This window comes from Serinibacter salmoneus (genome assembly GCF_002563925.1).
In the GTDB taxonomy this organism is placed as follows: domain Bacteria; phylum Actinomycetota; class Actinomycetes; order Actinomycetales; family Beutenbergiaceae; genus Serinibacter; species Serinibacter salmoneus.
The window spans coordinates 3,178,800-3,202,564 of record NZ_PDJD01000001.1; the positions used below are offsets into that span (position 1 = coordinate 3,178,800).

Below are 23,765 nucleotides of genomic sequence, written 5' to 3' on the forward strand. Positions count from 1 at the left end.
ACCAGCCAGCCCCGCGTTCGTCGCTGACATCACATGTTGCTTGTTGCTACGTCGGAGAACGGGGATGTGGCAGGAGGAGAGTAGTTAGGCTTTCCTGCGAATCAGTACAGAAATGCAGAGGCTGCATCTCTCGCAACATCTAGCCCAGGACGGAATGTGCCAACCGGCCACCGGGTTGATATACCACGCGCCTTCGCCCAGCAGATGGCTCTTTTCGGAACGTCCCAGTATGGTTCCCGTGGTGGAGGCTCTTCCTCTCGACTTCCCGTTCTGCTACCGTCCGAGCATGACGTCGCCGAGTGACAAGCGGGTCCTACGTGTCTTTGCTGATTACGGCGCATCGACGCCGTTGTGGGGTGCGGGCCTGATTGAAGATCTCGATGCCTTGGGACTCTCCCTCGGGCTACAGCAGACGCTGAGAGAGACCGCGGAGGTCTTCAACGATTCAGTGGTACCCGAGCTTGGCTGGAAGTCGGAACAGCGTCGCCACGAGTATATGCGCTTGCTCGACGAATCAGTAAAAGGACTGACCGCTGAATTGGGCTCGAGGTGCACCATCATCAAGGAGTAGTCCACGCGAAGAAGACAAGCAATGCCCCTCGTCTGGGTCGAACCAGACGTCGCTGGCTACGTACAGCCGCACCGCGAAGTCATCGATGTCGTCGGGTAGCAACACACTGCGCTGCGGTGCGGCCGACACCGCTTCGACCGTCGGCTGGGGATTCCGCCACATCGAGGGCAAGCACGCAGCGGAATTTGAAGCGCTCGATACGAACATGAACTGAACCACCCTCCCCTACCCAGGCAGGGCGCCCGTATCGACGCTGACACCTCCCGGCGGACGGGACGGGGCTGCCTCGCGGTGGGGGCGGGGCTGCCTCGCGGTGGGGGCGGGACTGCCTCGCGGTGGGGACGGGAGGGCCTCGCGAAGGGGGTGGGGTCAGGCGGCGGCCGCGCGGTGCTCGCGTGCGCTGGCCGTCTCGCGCCCCACGATCGCCGGCGCGACCTGCACGAGCGCGTCGTCCCGCAGTGCCTCGACCATGAACAGCGCGAAGTCCACCCGCCGCGTCATGTTGCTGGCCAGCACCGGGTCCCCCACGTGCTCGGACCACACGGGCAGGCCCTGGCTGGGTCCCTCCTCCAGGTCGCTGCCGCGCACCACGGTCCACCGGGTGTCGCTGGCGAAGATCCGCCGGCATGCCTCCACCTGGTCGTCGATCTCCACCACCCGCGCCAGCTTTGCCAGCCGCGTCATGATCGGCACCATCAGCCGCAGTTTCCAGTCGTAGCGGTCCTTCCCGTCGCGGCTGATGTGCCAGCCGCAGGAGAAGACCAATCGCGCATCCACCGGCGCGAAGTCCATCACGGCCTGCGCCGTGCCGGAGGAGTACTGCTGCACACCCCAGGGCGCGAGCACGGTGAGCACACCGTCCACCCCGGTCACCGCCCGGCGGATCACCTCCCGGTCGTTGGTGGCGCCCGGCAGGAGCTCGATCCGGCCGGCGAACCGCTCCAGCTTGCTCACGCTCTGCTCCCGGCACACCGCCACCACCTGGTAACCGCGCTCCAGGCACTGCTCGACCATGTACTGCCCCAGCTTGCCCGAGGCCCCGATGATCGCGACCCGCCTGATGTCTCCCATTGCTCTCCCCAATCCAGTCACGGACCCTCGCCGCGACTTACGCTGTAAGGCAGGCTAGGCTTACGGCGTAAGGAAGTCAAGGGAAGGGGAGGCATGGCGAGCAAGCTCACCCGGGACGGGATCGTGGCGCAGGCCCTCGCCGTCGCCGACGAGAAGGGCATCGCGGGCGTCACCATGCGCGCCGTGGCGCGTGAACTCGGCGTCGAGGCGATGTCGCTCTACCACCACGTGAAGAACCGTGAGGGGATGCTGGACGGCATGGTCGACGCCGTCTTCGCGGAGATCGAGATCCCCGACGGCGCCGAGGCTTCCGATGGCACCACGGCCTCGGACACCACAGCCTCGGCCTGGCGGGAGACCCTCGCCGAGCGCTGCCGCTCGGCTCGGGCGGCGCTCTCGCGCCACCCGTGGGCGCTGGGGCTGATGGACTCCCGAGCGACGCCGGGCCCGGCCACCCTGCGCCACCACGACGCCGTGCTCGGCGTGCTGCGCCGCGGCGGATTCACCGTGTCCGGCGCCGCTCACGCCGTCTCCCTGCTCGACGCCTACCTCTATGGCTTCGTGCTGCAGGAGTTGAGCCTGCCGTTCACCGCGGAGCAGGGGGCCGACGAGGTCGCCGAGCAGATCATGCCGCCTGAGGCGGCCGCCGCGTTCCCCTACCTCGCGGAACTCACTCGGGAGCACGTCGCCCGGCCGGGCTACGACTACGGCGCCGAGTTCGAGATCGGGCTCGCCCTGGTGCTGGACTCCCTCGCGGCGGTGCGCGACGCCGCAGGCCGTGCGTCGCCCACCTCCTCCTCGCTCACCTCTGGCGCATGAGCGACACCCACCCCGGCCTCTACCCGGCGATCGAGCCGCAGCGCACGGGCACCCTGCTGCGGCCCGACGGCGCCGCGCTGTACTGGGAGGCCTCCGGGAACCCGGACGGTCGGCCCGCGCTCTACCTGCACGGCGGCCCCGGTGGTGGCCTGGGCCCCGGCGGCTACCGGCGCCGGTTCGACCCCGAGCGCTACCACGTGGTGGGCCTGGACCAGCGAGGCTGCGGGCGGAGCCGGCCCCTCGCCGTCGAGCACCCCGAGTCCCTGACCACGAACACCACCCAGGCGCTCATCGACGACCTGGAGGCGCTGCGCGAGCATCTCGGCATCGAGCGGTGGCTCGTGCACGGCGTCTCCTGGGGCTGCGCGCTCGCGCTCGCCTACGCCCTCGCACACCCGGACCGCGTGAGCGAGCTCGTGCTCGTCGCCGTCACCACCGGCGCCCGCGAGGAGATTGAGTGGATCACGAAGGGCGTCGGGGCGATCTTCCCCGAGGCCCAGTCGCGGCTCGCCGCCCTAGCGCACGACGGCGAACGGCCGGTGGACGCGGTCGCTCGCCTGCTGCGGGACCCGGCCAGGCGAGAGGAGGCGGCGGCCGCGTGGGACGCCTGGGAGTCCACCCACCTCAGCCTCGACCCGCACTGGGCGCCCGGCCCCTACCGCGAGGATCCGGTGGATCGGGTGAACTTCGCCATGCTCGTGACGCACTACTGGTCGCAGGACTGCTTCCTGGCCGGCCCGCTGCGGATCCGAGACCGGATCGGCGGACTCGCGGGCGTCCCCGGGGTGCTCATCCACGGCCGGCGCGACATCTCCGGCCCCGCCGTCACGCCGTGGCTGTTGCACCGCGCCTGGCCCGGGAGCGCACTGCACATCGTGGAGGAGGAGGGGCACGGGGGGCCGGTGCAGATGGCCCTCGCCCGGCGGGCGATGGACCGCTTCGCGACCCGGGCCTGAGGCCTGGAGTTCGGCGCCTCAGTGCCGTCAGTCCGCCGACTCGGTGTCCTGTTCCCGTAGGGCCGCGGGCGGCGAGGTGGTGCCACGTTCCACGAGGCTGGTGGCGAGCTGGACGTGGTGGGAGTCCGGTTCCCGGCCCTCGATCATCCGCAGCAGGGTACGCACCGCCACGCCGCCCATGCGGCGCATGGGTTGGCGCACCGTGGTCAGCGGGGGTGACATCCACTTCGCCGGCGGGATGTCGTCGAATCCCACCACGCTGAGATCGTCGGGGGTGCGTAGGCCGCCGCGGCGCGCACCCTCGATCACCCCGAGGGCGACCGCATCGCAGATGCACACCACGCCGGTGGGGGGCGTGGAGTCGCGGGCCAGGGAGCGACCGATCGCGAAGCCCGTCTCGTACTCCGTGTCGCCGGGATAGGTGAGCCTCTCGTCGAAGGGCACGCCGGCGCGTTCGAGCGCGCTGCGGTACCCGGCGAACCGCTCGAGGCCGAAGTCGCTGTCGTGGTCGACCCCGATGTACCCGATGCGGCGATGCCCGAGGTCCAGCAGGTGGGTGGTGGCCATGGCGCCACCCGCCCAGTTCGTGGCGCCGATGGAGACGACGCGGTCGTCCACCCGCGACTTCGAGTCGACCGTGACGATGGGGAAGTCAGCCTCGCGCGCCGCTCGGAGGAACTCCGGTTCGATCGTCGAGGTCACGATCAGCGCGCCGCGGGCCTCGGTGGCCAGAAGGCGGTCCAGTACCACGGCGTCCACGCCCTTGCCGCGTCGCAGGAGTTGCGTGAGCACCTCCACGCCGGACTCGGTCGCGGTCGCCAGCGCCCCGGAGAAGAGTTCGCCGCTGTATACCGACCCGAAACCGTCGAACGCCGCCACGATCATGTTCTCGCGCTGCGGATGCCGGACGGGTCTACGCCGGAACCCGAGTTGAGCGGCGGCGTGGAGCACGCGTTCGCGGGTGTCCGCGGCGACGTGGGGCTTCCCGGCGAGCGCCTTGGACGCGGCTGGGACGGAACAACCCGCCTCACGCGCCACGTCGGCGAGGGTGACGCGACGCGGCTGCGCATCGGATGCATCAGGCATGCCCCCACCCTACTCGCCCGAAACTTTCATCCGGTCTCGATTGAGTTTCAGATCGCCGAATCCGCGTGATTTGGGGGAGTGACACCCTTGACGGCGCGATCAACCGCGGCAAGTATCGGGTTGTCCGGTCACCCAACACCCCCATGGGCCGGAAAGTTTCAGAGACAAACGTCGACGACGACGGAAGGAAGCTCATGCAAACGAAGAGACGGCTCAGCGTGGTTGCGGCTCTCACGGCCTCGATCGGTCTGCTTGCAGCGTGCGGCAGTGGAGTCCAGCCCGGGGAGGGCAGTGACGCGGGCGACGGCGAGTCCAGTGCTGCCGGCGGCAGCGCCACCGCCTCCGCCTGGATCACGACCGGGTCCAGTGCCCTGTGGGCGGACTCCTTCGAGTGGTGGAACGAGCAGAACCCCGACGAGGCGTTCGAGGTCGAGGCCTTCGCCAACGATGCCTACAAGGAGAAGATCCGCACGGCGGTCGGCGCCGGCAACGCCCCGACGCTGATCTTCGGCTGGGGCGGTGGTGGCCTGAAGGAGTACGTCGACAACGGCAACGTGGTGGACATCACCGAGGGGACGCAGGACGTCCTGGACCGCGTGATCCCCTCCGTCGCGGCCGGAGGCATCGTCGACGGCTCGGTGTACGGTGTGCCGAACGCGCAGAGCCAGCCCGTCATCATGTACTACAACGCCGAGCTCTTCGAGCAGGTCGGCGCGGAGGTCCCCACCACCTGGGACGAGGTGATGGAGGTCACCGCCACGTTCAACGAGGCGGGAATCGCGCCGTTCTCGGTTGCCGGGCAGTCCAAGTGGCCCTACCTGATGTGGATCCAGTACCTCACGGACCGCATCGGCGGCCCCGAGGTCTTCCAGGCGGTGCTCGACAACGAGCCCGACGCATGGTCCGACCCCGCGATCACCGAAGCGCTCACCAAGATCCAGGAGCTCGTCGAGGCCGACGGGTTCGTGGACGGGTACGGATCGGTGGTGGCCGATGCCAACGCCGACCTCGCCCTGCTCTACACCGGCCGCGCCGCGATGATGCTGCAGGGCTCCTGGGTGTACTCGACCTTCAAGGCCGACGCCGAGGAGTTCACGATGGACGGTGGCCTCGGGTACACCACCTTCCCCGAGGTGGAGGGCGGCGCCGGTGACCCCGCGAACATCGTGGGCAACACCTCCAACTACTGGTCGGTCTCCGCCGATGCCGATGAGGCGGCACAGGAGACCGCGGTCTCCTACCTCAACGAGATCATCTTCGACGAGGAGTACACCGACCTGCTGCTCTCCGAGGGTGGCGTTCCCCCGGTGACAGGCCTGGAGGACCGGATCGCGGAGATCGAGGACTCCTCGTTCGTGGAACTCGCCTACGGCATGGTGCGCGACGCCCCGCACTTCCAGCTCTCCTGGGACCAGGCGCTTGCTCCTGCGGCCGCTCAGGAACTGCTGACGAACCTGGAGAACATCTTCTTGCTCCAGATCACGCCGCAGGAGTTCGTCGACAACATGAACGCGACCATCGAATGACCCGTGGCGCCGGAACCGGTGCGGCTCGTCGCCGCCGCACCGGCCCGGCCCCATGGCTGGCGGCGCCGGCGCTGGGGTTCTTCGCGTTCTTCGCGCTGCTTCCCCTCGTCGGGGTCCTCGTCCTGAGCTTCACCAGCTGGGACGGGCTGGGGTCCCCCGAGTTCATCGGTGGATCCAACTGGTCGCGCATGCTCGCCGACCCCCTCACCCACAACGCCATCTGGCTCTCGGTCAAGGTCGTGCTGCTGTGTCTGCTCTTCCAGGCGCCGGCCAGCCTGCTGCTCGGGGTTTTCATGGCCGGCAAGCAGAAGTGGCGTGAGGTGCTGTCCATCCTGTACTTCCTGCCGCTGCTGTTCTCCTCCGCGGCGGTGGCGATCGCGTTCAAGTCGCTCCTCGACCCCAACTTCGGGCTCGGGGCGGCCACCGGACTGGACTTCCTCAGTCAGGACTGGCTCGGGCAACCCGACCTCGCGCTCGTGGTGACGGTCTTCGTCATCTCGTGGTGCTTCATCCCGTTCCACTCGCTGCTCTACCAGGCGGGTGCGCGGCAGATCCCGACCACGATGTACGAGGCGGCGCTGCTCGACGGCGCCAACACCTGGCAGCGGTTCTGGCAGATCACGATCCCGCAACTGCGGTACACGATCGTCACCTCGACCACGCTGATCCTGGTGGGGTCGCTCACCTACTTCGACCTGATCTACGTGCTGACCGGTGGTGGCCCGGGGGATGCGACCCGCATCCTTCCGCTGCACATGTACCTCACCGGATTCCGATCCTTCGACATGGGTGGTGCCAGCGTGGTCGCCGTCCTGCTCGTGGTGGTGGGCCTGACGATGTCGCTCGGACTCAACCGGATGTCCGGGAGCCACCGCATGGACTCTCAGCAGGAGGGAGCCTGATGACCGCCGTGAAGACTCGACCCAACATCATCGGGTCCTTCCTCGCGTGGGCGTGGCTCGCCGTCGTGCTGCTGCCCATCTACTTCATCCTGGTCTCCAGCCTGCGCCCGCAGGCGGTGTACTACACCGAGAATCCGCTCTCGATCCCCTCCGAGCCGACGCTGGGCGCCTATCAGCGAGTGCTGGAGAATGACTTCCTGCGGTACTTCGCCAACAGCGTGATCGTCACCCTGGCGACCGTGGCCATCCTGTTGGCGGTCTCGCTGATGGGCTCCTACGTCATCGTGCGATCCAGCAGCCCGGCCGCACGGCGGATCTTCACGATATTCCTGCTCGGTCTCGCCATCCCGATGCAGGCCACGATCATCCCGGTGTACTACCTGATCGTTCAGCTGGGCCTGTATGACACGCTCTGGGCGCTCATCCTGCCCTCGGTGGCGTTCGCGATCCCGATCACCGTGCTCATCCTGGTGAACTTCATTCGCGACGTCCCCAAGGAACTCTTCGAATCCATGCGGGTCGACGGTGCGGGGGACTGGATGATCCTGTGGCGCCTCGTGCTCCCGCTGACCAAGCCCGCGCTGATGACGGTCGGGATCTACGACGCCCTCACCGTGTGGAACGGGTTCCTCTTCCCCCTGGTGCTCACCCAGAGCGCGGACATGCGCGTGATCCCGCTGTCGCTGTGGAGCTTCCAGGGAGAGTTCTCCACCGACATCCCCGCGGTGCTCGCCGCGGTGGTCCTGTCCATCCTGCCGCTGCTTGCCGCCTACATCGTGGGCCGTCGCCAACTGGTGGCGGGTCTGACCGCCGGCTTCGGCAAGTAGCCGACCCATCGACTTCCTCAGCAGAAAGGCTGCACCATGACCGAGATCCACGTCGCCACCAACGGCGATGACACCGCCGCCGGTACCGAGGCGGCCCCGCTGCGCACGATCGGCGCCGCAGCCGAACGGGCCGTGCCCGGGGACACCGTGCTGGTGCACGCCGGCACCTACCGCGAGTGGGTCAAGCCACGCCGCGGTGGCCTGAGCGATGCCCGGCGCATCACCTACGCCGCCGCCCCCGGCGAGCACGTGCGCATCACCGGCGCCGAGGTGATCACCGGCTGGGAGCCGGACCAGGGAGCGGCGTGGCGCGCCGTCGTGCCCAATGCCCTCTTCGGGGACCACAACCCCTTCGCCCGGGAGGTCGAGGGTGACTGGGTGGTGCAGCGACCAGGACAGGGCCCGCGTCACCTGGCCGAGGTCTACCTCGACGGCGCCGGCTCCTACGAGGTGGAGACCCTCGAGGAGGTCCGGGAGCCGCGCGAGCGGCGCACGGTGCTGGATGACTGGACCGAGCGGGAGGTCCCGGTCCCCGATGTGGCGGCCACCCGTCGCACCTGGTACGCGGAGGTCGGGCAGAGCGAGACCACCATCTGGGCGAGCTTCGACGGCGCCGACCCGCGCGAGCACGAGGTGGAGATCAACGTGCGCCGCTCGGTCTTCTACCCCACCGAGCACCACCTGGACTACATCACGGTGCGGGGCTTCGAGCTCGACAAGGCCGCCTGCCCGTGGACCCCGCCGACCGCCGACCAGCCCGGTCTGATCGGCCCGAACTGGGCCAAGGGCTGGATCATCGAGGACAACGACATCCACGACGCGAAGTGCTCCGCGGTCTCGCTGGGCAAGGAGGCATCCACCGGACACAACTACTGCACCGAGCGCGGTGACAAGCCCGGCTACCAGTACCAGCTCGAGTCGGTCTTCATCGCCCACTCCCGCGGGTGGGATGCCGAGCACATCGGCTCCCACATCGTGCGCCGCAACCACATCCACGACTGCGGGCAGAACGGCGTGGTCGGACACCTCGGCTGCGTGTTCTCCGTGATCGAGGACAACCACATCCACGCGATCGCCACCAAGCGCGAGTTCTACGGGTATGAGATCGGCGGGATCAAGCTGCACGCCGCGATCGACGTGCAGATCCGCGGCAACCGGATCCACGACTGCTCGCTGGGGACCTGGCTGGACTGGCAGACCCAGGGCACCCGCGTCACGCGCAACCTGTACTACGACAACTGCCGCGACCTGTTCATCGAGGTCAGTCACGGTCCCTACGTGGTGGACCACAACGTGCTCGCCTCGCCGGTCGCCCTGGACAACTTCAGCCAGGGCGGGGCCTACGTGCACAACCTGGTGGGTGGCGCCGTGCGGCTGGAGACGGTGCGCGACCGCGCCACCCCCTACCACCTGCCGCACACCACCCAGGTGGCGGGATACGCGGTGATCGAGGGCGGTGACGACCGGTGGATCGGCAACGTCTTCCTCGGTGGGGACCTGGCCGCGGCCTACCCGCAGGGCACGCTGGGGCATGAGCTGTCGGGCTACGGCACGGCGGGATACGCCGCCTACCCCGCCACATTCGAGGAGTACCTGCAACGCGTGGACACCGAGGGCGATCACCAACGCTTCCTCGGACAGCTGCAGCCGGCCTACCTCGCCCGCAACGTCTACCTGACCGGCGCGGCGGGACGCGACGGCGAGGACTCCCCGGTGGTGCTCGAGGGTGCGGCCGGGATCGCGGTGCGCGAGGAAGGCGACGCGGTCTACCTGGAGGCGAGGATGCCCGAGGGCTTCGACGAGGCCCGGCACGCGGCGGCTCACGCGGGCGAACTCCCCCGGGTCCGGTTCGCCGACGCCGAGTTCGAGGAGCGGGACGGCAGCCCCGTGCGGCTGGAGACGGACCTGCTGGGGGAGGCCGCGGCGTCCGGCACCCCGGTGGCGGCCGGCCCGATCGCCTCGCTCACGGCAGGCAGCGCCCGCATCCGCGTGTGGTGATCCACCTCGCGGCGCACCCGGGACCTCATGCCCGGGTGCGCCGCAGCGCCGTTGCCTAGCGTGGAGGGGTGGACACGCTGACACCGCTCGTCGCCGAGACCGACGCCACCACGGGGGAGGAGCGCCGCACCTTCGAGGCCGCGGACGTCTTCTTCTCCACCACCGATACCAAGGGCGTCATCACTCACGCCAACGAGACCTTCCTGCGGCTGGCCCGGCTCGAGACCGACGCCGCGATCGGCTCGCCCCACAACCTCATCCGCCACCCCGGCATGCCCGGGGGCGCCTTCCGCCTGGTGTGGGACGAACTCGAGGCGGGGCGCCCGGTCTGCCTCTACATGGCCAACCGCGCTAGTGACGGGGTGCGCTACGACGTCGCCGCCACCATCAGCCCGATCGACGGCGGCTACCTCTCGGTGCGCCTGCGCCCCGGCGTGGCCGAGCTCGAACGGGGCGTGTTGCGCGCGCTGGACGCCACGCGCGCTGCCGAGCAGCAGTGGCAGGAGGGCGGCGTGGGTCGTCACGAGCGCGCCGAGCGCGGTTCCCAGGTGCTGCTCGAGCAGCTGGCGGACCTCGGGTACGCCTCGATGGCCGACCTCACCCGGGCGGTGCTGCCGCGCGAGGTCGAGGCCTTCCTCGCCGCGGTCCCCCCGGCCCGCGCGATGGGTGCCGGCCCCGGGCCGCTGCCCGCCGTGCTGCGTGCCGCGCAGAGCCTCGGGGTCAACGTCGGGGCCTTCGCCACGCGACTGGCCGACTTCGAGGACCTGGCTCGCCGGGTGCAGGCCGAGCGCGAGAGTGTGACCCCGGTGCTGGGGGACCTGCGCCGGGTCGGCTCTCTCCTGCAGGAGGTCGCCGCCGCGGTGGCGGACCCCGACCTCGCCGCGCGTACCCGGGACATGGACGGGTGGATCGGTGAGGCGATCGCGGGCCTGGAGGATCTACCCGGCCAGCTGGACGACCTGCAGCGGGCGCTGCGTGACCTCGCCCTGCGCACCAGCATGCTCGTGCTGCACACCCACACCGTGAGCCGGTTCACCAGCGAGGTCATCGCCTCCGGGCAGGAGCGCGGAACCGAACTGCGGCTGCTCTCGGATGCGCTTGCGCACGCGCTGGCGCAGGCGGAGCGGCAGGTGGAGGACGTGACGCGGCTGCTGCGGGAGATCCCCGAGCAGGTCGAGGCCGCCGTGCGCAGCACCGACAAGGTCGAGGTGCGCGCGGACGGGTGGCGCGCCGCCGTGACCGCGGATCAGGCACCGGCGGAAGCGAGGGCCGCGGCCGAGGAGGTGTGCCGCGTGATGCGCACCCAGCTGCAGCCACTGGGTGAGATCGTCGGGCTCTCGGCGCGGATGCGGCAGACGCCGGTGCGGTTCGAGGTGGCGCAGGCGCGGGAGCAGGTGCAGCACATCGCCGCCGGGGTCGCCGGCCTCGCCTGAGGCCGAGGCGCCCGCCGGTGGCGGGCCGGAACCCGTCGCGGGCCGGCTTCCGTTGCCGGCGGCCCCCGGGTGTGAGACGGTGGCGGGGAGCCCGATCAGGGTCTCCCGGACGAGGGGTGCCGTACCCGGTGTGCGACAAGACGGCCCACGGGAGGTTGTCATGTCGTGGCTCGTTCTCATTCTCTCCGGGGTGCTGGAGGCCGTGTGGGCCACCGCCCTGGGCAAGTCGGAGGGATTCACCCGCCTCGGGCCGTCCCTGGTCTTCGCCGGTGCCCTGCTCGCGAGCATGGCGGGCCTCGCCTACGCCATGCGGGAGCTGCCGGTCGGCACGTCGTACGCGGTGTGGGTCGGCATCGGCGCGGTGCTGACCGTGGTCTATGCCATGGCCACCGGCGGCGAGGTCGTGTCGGTGCTGAAGGTGCTGTTCCTGCTGATGATCGTCGGGGGAGTTCTCGGGCTGAAGCTGATCACGCACTGAGGCTCATGCCCGTGGTGGCTCGTAGGCGAGCTGCAGCACCCGCGTCTGCCCGCGGTGCACCAGCAGTGCCCGTCCGGGTGGTGCGTGCCGCGCCTTCACCCCGCCCACCAACGCTCCCTCCGCTGGGTCGCCGGAGAGCAGGATCCCCGGTGCGCCCAGATCCCGCGCGGCCTGCAGCACCGGGTCGAACGAGGCGCGGGCGGCGCCCCCGGTCCTGCGGGTGAACACGAGCCGCAGGCCGATATCGGCGGCGAAGGGGAGCAGGGGCACCAGGGGGGCGAGCGCGCTGCCCTGCGACGTGGTGAGCAGGTCGTAGTCGTCCGCGAGCACCGTGACCTCGGCGCCGTGCCACCAGGACCTCGTGCGCAGTTGCGCCGGGGTGACCTCGGCTCCGGGCAGACGCCCGCGCAGGTACTCGGCCAGGGATGTCACCTGCGCGAGCGCCGCCTCGTGACTCGCGGCGTAGCCCAGCAGTGCGGGTTCCGCCACGTCCGAGAGCAGGGACCGGCGCGGGTCCAGGACGAGGACCTGATCCCCCGCGCCGGAGGGGGCGTGGTGCGTGACCTCCTGCGCGAGGAGCCGCAGGAGGGAGGACTTCCCCGATCCGGCGTCCCCGAACACCGTCAGCACGCGCTCGTTGCCATCCAGCAGGAACGGGTGCAGGCTCTCCTCCTCCAGGCCCAGCATGATCGAGGGCGCAGTCGGGCGATCGGGTGTGCCCGGGGGTATCGCGTCCTCTCGCACGATCCCCCCGCTGGTGATCTCCTGGCGGCTGATGCGGTCGGGCAGGAGGCGCAGGCGGGGTCCGGCGGGGCCACGCCATGCCGCGGTGAGGCGCGCCGCCCACTGGGCCTCGCCGTCGGATGCCCGCGACTGGTCCGCCAGCGGGAGCGCGAGGAGCATGGCGTGGCCCTGCGGGGTCAGGCCGCGCCCGGGCACATCGGCGGGGACGGACTGCGCGAGCCGGCGGCTGTGGACGGAGTCGGTGGTCTCGCCGAGACGCAACTCCAAGCGGGTTCCGAGCGCGTCCTTCAGCGCGGCGCGCAGGTCGAGCCAGCGCTTGGCGCTGACGATGATGTGCACGCCGAAAGCCAGGCCACGGGCCGCGATGTCCTGCACCACCGGGGTGAGGTCCTCGTGGTCGGCGCGCAGGGCGGCGTAGTCGTCGATCACGAGGTAGATCTCGCCGTACCCGTCGTCGCAGCCGGGAGCCCGGCGCGCACGGTAGTCGGTGATCGAGTCGATGCCGTGGTCGGCGAAGAAGCCCTCGCGCTGTCGCAGGATCGTGGCGACCTCCGCCACGCTGCGCCGCACCACGTCGCTCTCGCGGCGGCGGGCGTACCCGGCCACCTGCGGCCATGCGTGCACGGGGCCGAGCCCGCCCGAGAGGTCGAGGGCGAAGACCTGCACCTCGAGCGGCGTGTGTGTCAGGGCGAGCGCCGCGACGATCGTTCGCAGGGCGGTGCTCGTGCCCGACCTGGGGCCTCCGACCACGGCGATGTTCCCTCCGGCGCCGTCGAGTGGGACCGTCAGTGTCTCTCGGCGTTGCTCGCGGGGGAGGTCCACCACGGCCACGGGAAGCGCCCGATGCTCCCGCCACGTCGGGGAGTGCAGGCCCAGGGTCGGGTCCTCGGCGAGGTCGCCGAGGAGCGCGCCCAGGGCGGGCGCACTGGTCAGCGGCGGCAGCCAGATCCGGTGCGCGGGTGCCCCGAGGTCGGTCATCGCCGCCACGCACGCGCTGAGCAGAGTGTCGGGCGCACCCGGCTCAGGGGTCGGCGTGAGGGCAGGCGTGGGGGCAGGGCCCGAGACGTAGGAGGCGCGGAAGGCGCGCAACTGCGTGGGTGCCCCCCGCAGGAGACCCAGCCCGGGCTCGGCGGGCAGGGTGTGGGCGTCGGGTACGCCGAGCACCTGACGCGACTCCGCGGCGGAGAACGTGCGCAGCCCGATCCGGTAGGACAGGTGGGACTCCAGCCCGCGCAGCCGCCCCTCCTCCAGCCGCTGCGAGGCGAGGAGGAGGTGGACCCGCAGGGAGCGGCCCAGTCGCCCGATGGCCGCGAAGGTCTCGGCGAACTCGGGCCGAGCGGCCAGGAGCTCGGAGAACTCATCGCACACGATGAGCAGCGTCGGCAGCGGCTCGAGGTCCTCGCGGCCACCACGGCGTGCCCGCTCGTACTCCGCGACGCCGGCGAAGGGGCCGGTCCTGCGCAGGAGTTCCTGCCGCCGCGTGAGTTCTCCCTGCAGCGACTGCGCCATCCGTTCCACGAGGTCCAGTTCCTCGCCGAGGTTGGTGATGACGGCGGAGACGTGCGGCAGGGGTGCGATCGGCGCGAACGTCGCTCCGCCCTTGAAGTCCACCAGGAGAAGGTTCAGCTGCTCGGGGTCGTGGGTGAGGGTGAGGGCGAGGACGAGCGTGCGCAGCACCTCGGACTTGCCGGACCCGGTCGCGCCGATGAGCAGCCCGTGGGGACCGAGTCCCCCCTCGGCGGACTCCTTGAGGTCGAGCATCACCGGCGCGCCCTGCTCGTCGACACCGAGCGGGACGTGGAGCCGAGCCTCCTCTGCCCGCGCCTGCCAGGTGCGTCGCACCGTGGTGATGTCGCCGGATTCCGGGCGGGGTGGCAGCCCCAGGAGCTCCATCAGGCTCGAGGGTGCGCCGTGCTGTCCCTGGCTGCGGCACCGTGCGGCCGCGGGCGCGGCGAGCCGCCGCGCGATGGCGGTGGCCTCGGGGGCGCTCAGACTGTCGGGTCGCAGCGGCGCCACCGGTCCGGCGCCCCGCTGCAGCACGCTGCCGCCCACGAGGCGCACCAGGGCGCCGAAGGGCGGGATGTCGCCCGGCCGCGGGTCCACGCTGACCACCGTGACGCCCTGCACGCCGTCCCGGACCCGGCTGCCCTCGGCGCCGGGTGGGATCGGTCCGTCCACCACCAGGACCACATGTGGTGCGGCCATGGCGTGCAGGGGTGAGTAGGCAGGGCGCGCGTCGAGGTCGAGCGCCCGCACGGCAGTCTGCAGGGTGGGCCACGTCCCACTCGCCGGCAGCGAATCGGGGTCGCCCGGGTCGCAGGCGTGTGGCAGCCAGCGCAGCCACGACCACGACGGGTGCGGATCCGGGTCCGCGTCCGGACTCCCGCCCGGGCGCGGGGCCGGGTCGGTGTCCGAGTCGGAAGGCGGGCCCGGCGCCACGGGCACTGAGGTGATCGAGCCATCGGTGGCGGTGCGCACGACGGCGATGCGGACCTCCTGGGCCGAGGTGAAGGTGGCGAGATGGCACAGCAGGGCGCGAACCAGCCCCCGGGCGCGTTCCAGCCCAGCGGTGGTGGCCTCCGCGTGAACCTGCAGGTGGGAGTGGTCGCGCAGGTCGAGTCCGAGCGGAAGGTCGTGCTGCACCGCATGGGTGGCCAGGAACCGCTGCAGCGCCGCGCTCGCGGTCGGGTCCGGGTCGCTCATCGGCCCCGGCGCGGCGGGTTCCAGACGAAGCGCGAGGTCCTGCGGCGAGGTGCCGAGCCGGGTCAGGAGGAGGTCCGAGTCCGCGCTGGTGCGTTCCCAGACGCGATCGCCCGCCTCGATGAGGACGGCCAGGGCCGAGGGAGGAGGGAGGTGCCAGAGGTCGTGAGCTCGCTGGGCGCGGGCGGCCCTCAGCACTGCGTGGCGTTGCCCGTCGAGATGCGTCAGATAGCCGCGCCTGCTCGCCGTCACGGCCCGGGCGTGCTTCACCCGGTTCCGGGTGACCATGGCGACGACGAATCCGAGGGAGGCCATCAGGACGCACCCGGCGAAGACGTAGCGCAGCACCGAGGTCGAACCGGGGGAGCCGAAGGCGATGAGGGCCACGGACCCCACCGAACCGATGGCGGGCATCGCCATCATCAGACCCGAGAGCCCGCCCTCGGGCCGCAGCAGATCGGGCGGGGCCTCCACGTGCAGGACACCCTCGGGTCGGGCCGGCGGCAGGGGCGCGGGCGGTGACGCCGCGCGCATCTGTGGAGCCGGTGCTCCGGGCGCACCCGGAGCTCCCGGCGCATGCGGTGCCGGTGGGATATCGCGTGCTGTGGCCGGCGGCACTGTCCTCGTCATTCCCCTCGCCTCCCTCGCGCGCATCGTGGCACGTGTGCCCGACACCGCGCTCGATCCTCCCCGCACCCCTGTGGATTGTGGATAACCGCCTCAAACACTGCCAAAGAAGCCCTAGGGTGAGGTGGTCGGGACTGCGCAGGCGGTCACGGCACGAACCCTCGCGCAGCAGTGGCGCGGGGCAACGGGACGGAGGGGGAGAGATGACGGTGGCGGCGTGTGTGCTGATCGGGCTGGTCCCCGCCGTGCTGCGGTTGCTCCCCGTCGTGAGTCACCGGGCGGGCCTGCGGATCGTGACGTACTCGGGCGCGCCCGCTCGGCGCGGGGTGGCCGGAGCGCTGACCCAGCAGGCCGCGGCCGGGCTGGTCGCCACGGTGACGCGTCAGCATCGTGCGGCGCTCGCCGTGGTGCTCGCCCTGCTCGTCGTGGGGTGCGGGGTGACCGCGCTGCGCCCACCGGAGGAGCCGGTGGCGGCGCTCGGGGTGGCGGCGCTGGGGGTGGTGGTGTCGCTCTCACTGGTGCTGCAGGCGGGTCGTGAGGTCGACCCGCTGGCTGCCCGCGCCCTGCGGGTCGCCTCGGGCGCGCCGGCGTGCTGCGTGCTGGTCGCATGTGCCGCGGCGGACGCGGCCGTGGCCCGCGGCGCATCGACCGAGACGGGTGTGCCGCCGAGTGCCATGGCCTGGGTCGGTCCGCAGTGGTTGCCTCCGGGGGTCGGGCTCGCGAGCGCGGCGGTGCTCCTCGGGCTGTTCGTGGGGGCGGGGGTGGCCATGCTCTGGGGCGCCAGGGGTGGGTGGGGTCCCGGGGGCGAACCCTCCCTCACTCGTGCGAGATTCGTGGACGGCGTGGAATCGGCCACCGTGGTGTTGGCTCCGACGCTCGCACTCGGCGCGGCCGGGGTGCTCGGTGCGCTTGCCGGGATCACCCGGTGACTGGCGCGGTGAGTGGGACCAGCGCGGTGCATGACAGCGCAGTGCATGACAGCGCGGTGAGCGCGAACGGCGCAGGCGGTCCGGTGCCCGCCTCTCGAGCGGTCGCCGCCGAGCTCGTGGACCTGGCGCTCCTCGTGATCCTCATTCTCGCGGCGATGCACGTGGGTGGTGTGGTCCTGGCGCTCGTGGTGGCGGTGGAGGCGTTCGTGGTCCTGGTGGTGGTCACCGTGCGGGCAGGAACGTCCCCGGGTCATGCCGCGGCGGGCCTTCGGCTGTGTGGGCGGCGCGGTGGTGCGCCCAGCGCGGGTGCCGCCACGCAGCGGTTGGCGATCCAGGTGCTGCTCGCCCTGTCCGTGCTGGGCCTCGCGTTGCTGATGACGCCGCACCGGGCTGCGCTCGATCGGTTCTGCGGCCTGGTCCGGGTGAGGGCAGCGTGAGCGGCTTCGTGCGGATCGCCGTGGCCCGGGGAGAGGTGGTCCGCGAGGCGAGGGTGCCGCACGCCGTGGCCGTGGCCGAGGTCCTCCCAGGTCTGACTCGCCTGTTCTCCGCCCCCGGGTCCGACGCCGCCGGATCCCCGGGGTCGGGGGCGCTCGCCCTGGGGCTGAGCACCGCGGAGGGCGTCCGGATCCGCAGCGACCTCCCGCTCGCGCGTCAGGGGGTGATGGACGGCGACCTGCTGATCCTGGACGAGGTGGAGGTCGGGATCGAGGAGGTCCACCACGACCCGGCCATTGCCGTCGCCGCGGCACGCTCCACTCGCGAGGATCGCGCCTACGACCCTCGCCTGGGCGCGGTGGCCGGTTCCAGCCTGACCCTGCTGGTGGCGGTCCTCACTGTCACGGTGCTGCGCGCGGATGCGACACCGAGCGCGGTGGCGTCCGCTGACGGGGCGGCACCGTGGTGGCTGGTGGCGTGGCGGGATCGGCCCGGCGTCCTCCTGGCCGGTGGGGGGAGCCTGCTGCTGCTCCTCGCCCTGCGCCTGCAGGGGGGCGCGCGGGAATCACGCAGCCGCCGGGCGGGGTTTCTTGCGGGCGTTGCTCCGGCGATGGCCGCGTTGGCCGGATATCTGGGACTGGGGGGTGGGATTGCCGCGCCGCCTCCGGGTTCGCTCGTCGCGGCCGGCGCCACCGGCATGGTTGCGGCAGCCCTCGCCTGGTACCTCGCCCCCGCCGGTCGCCCGGTCCCGCTCATGGCGCTGGCGCCTGCGGCCTGCGCCGTCGTGGCGGGTGGCGCCATCGGCCTGGCAGGCCCCGATGCTTCACCCGTGGTCTGGGCGACGCTGTTCGCCGTCCTCACGCTCGACGTCGCCACGTCGATGCCGACCATGCCAACCATGCCAACCATGCCGACCATGCCGATGGTCGTTCCGGACCCGACCACAGCGCTGGCCCCGACCACAGCGCCGGTGCCAACACCTGCGCCGGCGCCGACGCCAGCACCTGCCCCGACCCCGGCACCGGCCCGGGGGCACGGCGCCAGGGGGCGCGGCGCTCTCCTTGCAGGCGAGTGCCTGGCGCTCGCGGGCCTGGCGATCCCGCTCGCCTCGGCCGGAGTCGCCGCGCTCGTGCTGGCGGGTCTCGGGCTCCTCGCCGTGGTGCTCGCCCGCTGGCGACGGCATTCGAGGGTGTGCACCCTCGGATGGGTGACGACCCTGCTCCTGGTGCCGCCGCTCGCGGTCCTCGCGGCGGGACTCACCTGACGTGCCCAGCCGTGGGGAGCTGCTCCAGGCGCAGCGGTGGGAGCGTCGTCGGCTCCTCGCCGCCTTCCGCACCGGGAGCGTCCAGGAGGACTGGCGCCCGGGCCGCGGTGTGGTGGCGAGCCTCGTGGTGGCGGGTATGGCGCTCGGCGGGAGTTGCCTCGCGGGCATGCTCGAGCCCCGGTTGCCGCAGGGGTGGGGCGACGGGCGCATCATCGTGGTCCGCGAGAGTGCGGAGCGGTTCGTCAGCCGGGAGGACGCCCTGGTGCCCGTGCCGAACCTGGCCAGTGCGCGTCTGCTTACCTCCGCCGACGCCCCGGTCCTGACACTGGACCGTGCGCTGCTCCACGGTGTGGCGCGTGAGCCTGCGGCCGGCATCGCGGGTGCACCCGACCGGGTCGCCACCCCCGAGTCCCTCGTGCGCGACGCCTGGCTGGCGTGTGCTCCCTCGCAGGACGCCTCGCCCGGGGACGTCGCCGGTGCCACGAGCGCAGCCGCCGGTGCGTGGAACCACCCGCGACTGTGGGTCGGGGCGGGCGCCTGGGGCGGCGAGGATTCCTGGCCTGCGCGTGAGGACGGCCGCGAGGTGGCGGCCCTGGTCACCTCGGGGGAGTACCTGGCGCTGATCGTCGGTTCGCGTCGCCACGAGCTCACCGGGGATCGCGTGGACGGCGTGCTACGTGCCGTGGGCCTGTCCCGCGCGGACGCGCGAGAGGTCTCCCCGGCGTGGCTCGCGTTGCTGGAGCCAGGAGACCCGATCGCTCCGTTCGAGGTGGCGGGTGCTGGCCGGCCCACGGCGGGGGTGCTCGGCGACCTGGGTGTGGCTGCGGGTGATGTGGTGGTGGTCGAGGGTGAGCCCCACCTCGCGCTCGCCGGCGGCGACCTGGTGGCGCTCACCCCGTTCGCCGACGCGGTGTACACCGCGGGTCCAGGTGGGCTGCTCGGGCGCTGGGACGCCGAGCCCGCCCAGATTGCGCAGGTGCCCGATGGTGACCCCGCCGACCTGTGGCCCGCGCGATGGCCGCAGGGGTTGCCGGATCCCGTGGCGGAGGGTGAGGTCCCGTGCGTGCTGCTGCAGACGGCGAGCGGTGGTGTGCGCCTGATGGCCGCCCCGGCGGGGGAGGTGACGGGGGCGGACGCCGTGACCCTGGTGCCCGGCACCGGCGCCCTCGTGCGCGTGGAGTTCGCCGCGGAGACCGGCTCGGGGGGCGGCGGGGAGACCGGCTCGGGGGTGGGCGCCGAGACGGGCGAGATGCTCGCCTACCTCGACGAGACGGGGACCGCCTTCCCGTTCGCGAGCGGAAGCGGCACCGACCCCGGCGAGGCGATACGGCGCCTGCTCGGCGAGGACGTCGAGCCCGTGACCGTCCCGCCAGCCTGGGCGGACCTGCTCCCGGTGGGCGTGGCGCTCTCGATCCAGGCCGCTGAGAGTCGGTGAGGGTCGGTGAGAGCCGCTGAGGGCCGCTGAGGGCTGCTGAGGGCTGCTGACTGGTTCGCGCAGGCGAGCGCCACGATGGGCGGGACGATCGCTCGTCCCGCCCGTCGCCGTCGTACCAGTACCCGCGATAGCCCGGCCTCAGCCCCAGGCCGCGGCGTTCGCCGCCTCCCGTGCCTGGAAGTTCTCGCCGCTGGCGCGGGTGGCCGCTCCGATCGCCTGGAGCACCTGCTCCATCTCGACCAGCGCGTTGTCCCACCGCAACTGCACGTCGCGGTAGGCCTGCGATGCCACGCCGGTCCAGTTCGCCTCGTGCGCCGCGAGCTGCCCCTTCATGTCCTCCAGGCGTGCCCGCAGGGCGGCCACGCCCGCCTGGATGTCGCCGGCGGCCTGGGCCACGCGTCCGAACTCCACCGTGATGTTCTCGCTCATCCTCGTGCTCCTCAGCTCAGGCGTGCCGCGAGGTGCGACATCGCGTCGGTGGTCTCCACGTCCTGGGCGACGTACGCCGCCTGGCTGGACTGCAGGATCTGACCGAACTCGTCCAGGGAGCTCAGCAGGGTCGTCGTCGAGCCGGTCCAGCGCGAACGGACCTGATGGAACGCGCTCGCCCCGGCGCCGAGCCATGCACCGCCGAGGGAGTCCAGCTGCGCGTTCATCGAGGCGATCGCCTGAGTCAGTTGAGTCTTGCCGTCCTGCAGGATTCCCACGGATGCGGTGATCGCGTTGTCCCGGGAGACGAATCCGGTTGCCATGTCGCCGTCCTCTCGCGTCGGCGCCGCTCGGTCCGTACCAAACAGTGTTACACCGACTCAAAGAGAGTAGAACGACTCGCTCTGGTGGGCCGCCCGCGGCGGAGGCCCTGTGGACAGCCGCCGGACACGCGGGCGGGTGCGACGGGGTGGCCGGGCCCGGGTCGGGGGAATCGGATGGCCGATCGCGGGGGCACACGCGCCGGCACACGCGCCCGGACGCAGGCAAACCGCCACACCCCCACCTCGCCGTAACCACACGTTGACAACGCAATGCCAACAGATCACGGTCGTGTTTCTGTTTGCTGATCTGAGAAGGAAACCGTTGCGCTCAGTGTTCACCTCTGGCTAACGTTCCGGACACCCGCGTCAGCAACGGCCCAGCAGAGGGTCAAGGAGGGGGAGAAGCCGTGGAGCTGATCCTTGTCGGAGTCGACCGAAGCGAGGCGAGTTCGCGAGCCGTGCGCTTCGCATGCGCCCGCGCCCAGCAGGAAGAGGCGGGGGTGTTCCTCGTCCACGTGATCCCCTGGTCGCCGTACTCCTTCACCACGCAGGACGAGCTGCAGCACCGCACCACCGTGAAGCAGAAGGAGATCGAGGCCGCCACCGAGCAGATCATGGCGCCGATGGTCGAACTCGCCGAGTCCCTCGGCGCGCCCGTCCACACCGCTGAGGTTCGCCACGGCGACCCCGTGGACATGATGATCGCCCTCGCCGACAGCTTCTCCGTCGCCGAGATCGTCGTCGGGCGCACCGGTGACAGCCGGATCCGTCGCGCGATCTTCGGCAGTCTCCCCTCTCACCTGACGCAGATGGCGTCCGTACCCGTGACGGTGGTGCCCTGATGGATGCAGTGCTGAATGCGATCACCGACACGGTCTTCTACTCCGTGGACGTCGGCGGCGTCGCCCTCCCGCTCATCGTGGTGTGGCTCGTCATCGCCGCGTTCTTCTTCACGTTCTACCTGAAGTTCCTCAACATCCGCGGCTTCAAGCACGCGATCGACCTGGTCCGCGGCAAGTACTCCAAGCCCGAGGACGAGGGGGAGGTCTCCCACTTCCAGGCGCTGGCCACCGCCGTCTCCGGCACCGTGGGGCTCGGGAACATCGCCGGTGTCGCGGTGGCGATCTCGCTCGGTGGCCCGGGTGCCACGTTCTGGATGATCCTGGCCGGGTTCCTCGGCATGAGCACCAAGCTCGTGGAGTGCACGCTGGGGGTGAAGTACCGCCGTGCGCACGCCGACGGCAGCGTGTCCGGCGGCCCGATGTACTACCTGCGCGACGGCCTGGCCAAGCTCGGCATGGCCGGGCTCGGCAAGGTGCTCGCGGTGCTCTTCGCGATCTTCTGCATCCTGGGTTCGCTCGGTGGCGGGAACATGTTCCAGTCCAACCAGGCGACCTCGCAGATCCTCAACGTCTTCAACGTGCCGCTGGAGGACCGCGGGACGCCCTCGCTCATCATCGGCATCGTCTTCGCCGTGGTCGTGGGCGCGGTGATCCTGGGCGGCATCAAGAGCATCGCGAAGGTCACCGAGAAGGTCGTCCCCTTCATGGCCGTGGTCTACGTGCTCGCCTGCCTCATCGTCATCTTCGGCAACATCTCCGCCGTGCCGACGGCCTTCGGGGAGATCATCTCCGGGGCCTTCAACCCGCAGGGGATCGCCGGCGGCTTCATCGGGGTACTGATCGTCGGGTTCCAGCGCGCGGCCTTCTCCAACGAGGCCGGCATCGGTTCGGCCTCCATCGCGCACTCCGCGGTGAAGACGGACCAGCCCTCCACCGAGGGGCACGTGGCGCTCCTGGAGCCGTTCATCGACACCATCATCATCTGCACCATGACGGCGCTGACCATCGTCATCACCGGGGTGTGGGCGATCCCGGAGGCGGCCGACGGCGACGGCGTGCAGCTCACCTCGGCGGCCTTCGAGTCGGTGATCCCGTGGTTCCCGACGGTGCTCGCGGTCGCCGTGGTGCTGTTCGCGTTCTCCACGATGCTGTCCTGGAGCTACTACGGCATGAAGGCCACCGGTTACCTCTTCGGCGACAGCCGCACCGCGGAGAACGTCTACAAGGTGATCTTCTGCGTCTTCGCGGTGATCGGCTCCACCACGGCGATGGACTCCGTGCTGGGCTTCTCCGACGCCGCGATCTTCCTCATGTCGATCCCGAACCTGATCGGGATGTACATCCTGGCCCGCGTGGTGAAGAAGGAGATCACCCAGTACCGCGCGAAGGTCAAGTCCGGCGAGATCGCGATGGTGAAGTAGCCCGCACTCCCGGTCGATGCGGCCCGGTCCCCGCTCGGGGGCCGGGCCGTTTCCCGTGTCGATGCCGGGATGCCCATACTGGGACATGCCCCACCCCGTGACGCAGACCCGCACCAGGCTCGGGCACGCCCTGTTCACGAAGGTGGCGGGCGATCAGGGCCTGGACTCCCGCGCCAGGATCCACCTGACCCCCGGCCCGCGGTGGTTCGAGGCCGACAGCCCGATCCAGCGGGTGCACGGGGACTCCTCGATGTTCATCGGGGGGTTGCGTGCCCTGCTGCTGCAGTCCCTGCACCCGTTGGCGATGGCCGGTGTGGCGGGGCACTCCGGGTACCGCGGTGACCCGTGGGGGCGCCTGGCCCGCACCGCCACGTTCCTGGCCACGACCACGTTCGGTCCCGCCGAGCAGGCGCAGGAGACGATCGATGCGATCCGCGCCGTCCACGAACGGGTGCGCGGCAAGGCGCCGGACGGGCGGCCCTACCGGGCGAGCGACCCGCACCTGCTCGCGTGGGTGCATGCCGCCGAGATCGACTCCTTCCTGCGCGCCCACCAGCGCTACGGTCGCCGCGCGCTCACGCCGGCCGAGGCCGACGCCTACGTGGCACAGGCCTCCCGGGTCGCCACCGCGCTCGGCGTGCTGGAGCCACCGCGCACGACGGCGCAGCTCGCCGCCGTACTGGATTCCTACCGCGGGGAGATGGCCGCCTCCGAGGCCGCCCTGGATGCCGCGGCGTTCCTGTTGCACGAGCCGCCGCTGGACCCCGGCTCCCGGCAGGGATACCGGCTGGTGGCCGCGGGCGCCGTCGCGTTGCTGCCGCGCTGGGCGCAGCAGGAACTGCGGATCGGCGGCCCGGTCACCCGCACCCTGGGCCCGGCGGCGGGCTGGGCCGCGACGCGGACGATCCGCTGGGCGCTGGCGGCCGTGGACACGGCCGGCCCCTGACCC

At 71.3% G+C, this 23,765-nt stretch carries 21 protein-coding genes and 1 riboswitch; of the genes, 16 read left to right on the plus strand and 5 right to left on the minus strand.

The features are described 5' to 3' along the window. Positions 1-286: 286 nt before the first annotated feature. Positions 287-571: a hypothetical protein gene (locus tag ATL40_RS14225; protein ID WP_143557009.1), complete on the plus strand. Its 285-nt coding sequence runs from the start codon at positions 287-289 to the stop codon at positions 569-571. Between the two features lie 369 nt (positions 572-940). On the opposite strand, the gene ATL40_RS14230 is transcribed toward ATL40_RS14225, so the two are convergent. Then, a complete protein-coding gene (locus ATL40_RS14230) occupies positions 941-1,642 on the minus strand; it encodes an NAD(P)-dependent oxidoreductase (RefSeq protein WP_098470121.1) in 702 nt (233 codons plus the stop codon). 93 nt (positions 1,643-1,735) lie between these two features. Between ATL40_RS14230 and ATL40_RS14235 the strand changes: the two genes are divergently transcribed. Together ATL40_RS14235 and ATL40_RS14240 are read left to right on the plus strand one after the other, a co-directional pair. Further along, positions 1,736-2,461: a TetR/AcrR family transcriptional regulator gene (locus tag ATL40_RS14235; RefSeq protein WP_098470122.1), complete on the plus strand. Its 726-nt coding sequence runs from the start codon at positions 1,736-1,738 to the stop codon at positions 2,459-2,461. Beyond that, positions 2,458-3,417 (plus strand): alpha/beta fold hydrolase, encoded by a 960-nt coding sequence (locus ATL40_RS14240; RefSeq protein WP_098470123.1) that lies wholly within the window; start codon positions 2,458-2,460, stop codon positions 3,415-3,417. The genes ATL40_RS14235 and ATL40_RS14240 overlap by 4 nt, the downstream gene beginning before the upstream one ends. Positions 3,418-3,444: 27 nt before the next feature. Here ATL40_RS14240 and ATL40_RS14245 read toward each other — a convergent pair whose 3' ends face one another. Next, positions 3,445-4,503, minus strand: a complete 1,059-nt coding sequence (locus tag ATL40_RS14245; protein WP_098470124.1) for a LacI family DNA-binding transcriptional regulator — start codon at positions 4,501-4,503, stop codon at positions 3,445-3,447. A gap of 194 nt (positions 4,504-4,697) precedes the next feature. On the opposite strand from ATL40_RS14245, the gene ATL40_RS14250 reads away from it, so the two are divergent. From ATL40_RS14250 to ATL40_RS14275, 6 genes are all read left to right on the plus strand, one after another. Then, a complete protein-coding gene (locus ATL40_RS14250) occupies positions 4,698-6,029 on the plus strand; it encodes an extracellular solute-binding protein (RefSeq protein ID WP_098470125.1) in 1,332 nt (443 codons plus the stop codon). Next, positions 6,026-6,931, plus strand: a complete 906-nt coding sequence (locus ATL40_RS14255; protein WP_098470126.1) for a carbohydrate ABC transporter permease — start codon at positions 6,026-6,028, stop codon at positions 6,929-6,931. The genes ATL40_RS14250 and ATL40_RS14255 overlap by 4 nt, the downstream gene beginning before the upstream one ends. Further along, positions 6,931-7,758: a carbohydrate ABC transporter permease gene (locus ATL40_RS14260; protein ID WP_098470127.1), complete on the plus strand. Its 828-nt coding sequence runs from the start codon at positions 6,931-6,933 to the stop codon at positions 7,756-7,758. The genes ATL40_RS14255 and ATL40_RS14260 overlap by 1 nt, the downstream gene beginning before the upstream one ends. A 36-nt stretch (positions 7,759-7,794) precedes the next feature. Further along, the gene (locus ATL40_RS14265; protein ID WP_098470128.1) at positions 7,795-9,756 is read left to right on the plus strand and encodes a DUF1565 domain-containing protein; all 1,962 of its coding nucleotides are present in this window, start codon (positions 7,795-7,797) and stop codon (positions 9,754-9,756) included. A gap of 68 nt (positions 9,757-9,824) precedes the next feature. Then, positions 9,825-11,189 carry a PAS domain-containing protein gene (locus ATL40_RS14270; protein ID WP_098470129.1) on the plus strand — a complete coding sequence of 455 codons (1,365 nt, stop codon included), beginning with the start codon at positions 9,825-9,827 and terminating at the stop codon, positions 11,187-11,189. Between the two features lie 84 nt (positions 11,190-11,273). Next, positions 11,274-11,339, plus strand: a riboswitch (guanidine-III (ykkC-III) riboswitch). A gap of 10 nt (positions 11,340-11,349) precedes the next feature. Beyond that, positions 11,350-11,667 carry a DMT family transporter gene (locus tag ATL40_RS14275; RefSeq protein WP_098470130.1) on the plus strand — a complete coding sequence of 106 codons (318 nt, stop codon included), beginning with the start codon at positions 11,350-11,352 and terminating at the stop codon, positions 11,665-11,667. A gap of 3 nt (positions 11,668-11,670) precedes the next feature. Here the strand turns inward: ATL40_RS14275 and eccCa are convergent, their stop codons facing one another. Beyond that, a complete protein-coding gene (eccCa, locus tag ATL40_RS14280) occupies positions 11,671-15,645 on the minus strand; it encodes a type VII secretion protein EccCa (protein ID WP_169925993.1) in 3,975 nt (1,324 codons plus the stop codon). Positions 15,646-15,941: 296 nt separating this feature from the next. Here eccCa and ATL40_RS15125 point away from each other — a divergent pair, with 296 nt between their 5' ends. The 4 genes from ATL40_RS15125 to ATL40_RS14295 all read left to right on the plus strand — a co-directional run bounded on the left by ATL40_RS15125 (position 15,942) and on the right by ATL40_RS14295 (position 19,801). Beyond that, complete coding sequence (locus tag ATL40_RS15125) at positions 15,942-16,667, plus strand: hypothetical protein (protein ID WP_098470132.1); 726 nt, start codon at positions 15,942-15,944, stop codon at positions 16,665-16,667. A gap of 83 nt (positions 16,668-16,750) precedes the next feature. Beyond that, complete coding sequence (locus ATL40_RS15130) at positions 16,751-17,104, plus strand: hypothetical protein (protein WP_169925994.1); 354 nt, start codon at positions 16,751-16,753, stop codon at positions 17,102-17,104. After that, positions 17,101-18,366, plus strand: a complete 1,266-nt coding sequence (locus ATL40_RS14290; RefSeq protein WP_169925995.1) for an EsaB/YukD family protein — start codon at positions 17,101-17,103, stop codon at positions 18,364-18,366. The genes ATL40_RS15130 and ATL40_RS14290 overlap by 4 nt, the downstream gene beginning before the upstream one ends. Before the next feature lies 1 nt (position 18,367). Continuing rightward, positions 18,368-19,801 carry a type VII secretion protein EccB gene (locus ATL40_RS14295; protein WP_098470134.1) on the plus strand — a complete coding sequence of 478 codons (1,434 nt, stop codon included), beginning with the start codon at positions 18,368-18,370 and terminating at the stop codon, positions 19,799-19,801. A gap of 138 nt (positions 19,802-19,939) precedes the next feature. Here ATL40_RS14295 and ATL40_RS14300 read toward each other — a convergent pair whose 3' ends face one another. Then, positions 19,940-20,230: a WXG100 family type VII secretion target gene (locus ATL40_RS14300; protein WP_098470135.1), complete on the minus strand. Its 291-nt coding sequence runs from the start codon at positions 20,228-20,230 to the stop codon at positions 19,940-19,942. Between the two features lie 11 nt (positions 20,231-20,241). Next, a complete protein-coding gene (locus tag ATL40_RS14305) occupies positions 20,242-20,553 on the minus strand; it encodes a WXG100 family type VII secretion target (protein ID WP_098470136.1) in 312 nt (103 codons plus the stop codon). A 407-nt stretch (positions 20,554-20,960) separates the two neighbouring features. Between ATL40_RS14305 and ATL40_RS14310 the strand changes: the two genes are divergently transcribed. The 3 genes from ATL40_RS14310 to ATL40_RS14320 all read left to right on the plus strand — a co-directional run bounded on the left by ATL40_RS14310 (position 20,961) and on the right by ATL40_RS14320 (position 23,762). After that, positions 20,961-21,395, plus strand: a complete 435-nt coding sequence (locus ATL40_RS14310; RefSeq protein ID WP_169925996.1) for a universal stress protein — start codon at positions 20,961-20,963, stop codon at positions 21,393-21,395. Further along, positions 21,395-22,816 carry an alanine/glycine:cation symporter family protein gene (locus tag ATL40_RS14315; protein ID WP_098470138.1) on the plus strand — a complete coding sequence of 474 codons (1,422 nt, stop codon included), beginning with the start codon at positions 21,395-21,397 and terminating at the stop codon, positions 22,814-22,816. The genes ATL40_RS14310 and ATL40_RS14315 overlap by 1 nt, the downstream gene beginning before the upstream one ends. A gap of 85 nt (positions 22,817-22,901) precedes the next feature. After that, positions 22,902-23,762, plus strand: coding sequence for an oxygenase MpaB family protein (locus tag ATL40_RS14320; RefSeq protein ID WP_098470139.1), 861 nt, complete (start codon positions 22,902-22,904; stop codon positions 23,760-23,762). The last annotated feature ends 3 nt before the right edge of the window (positions 23,763-23,765 follow it).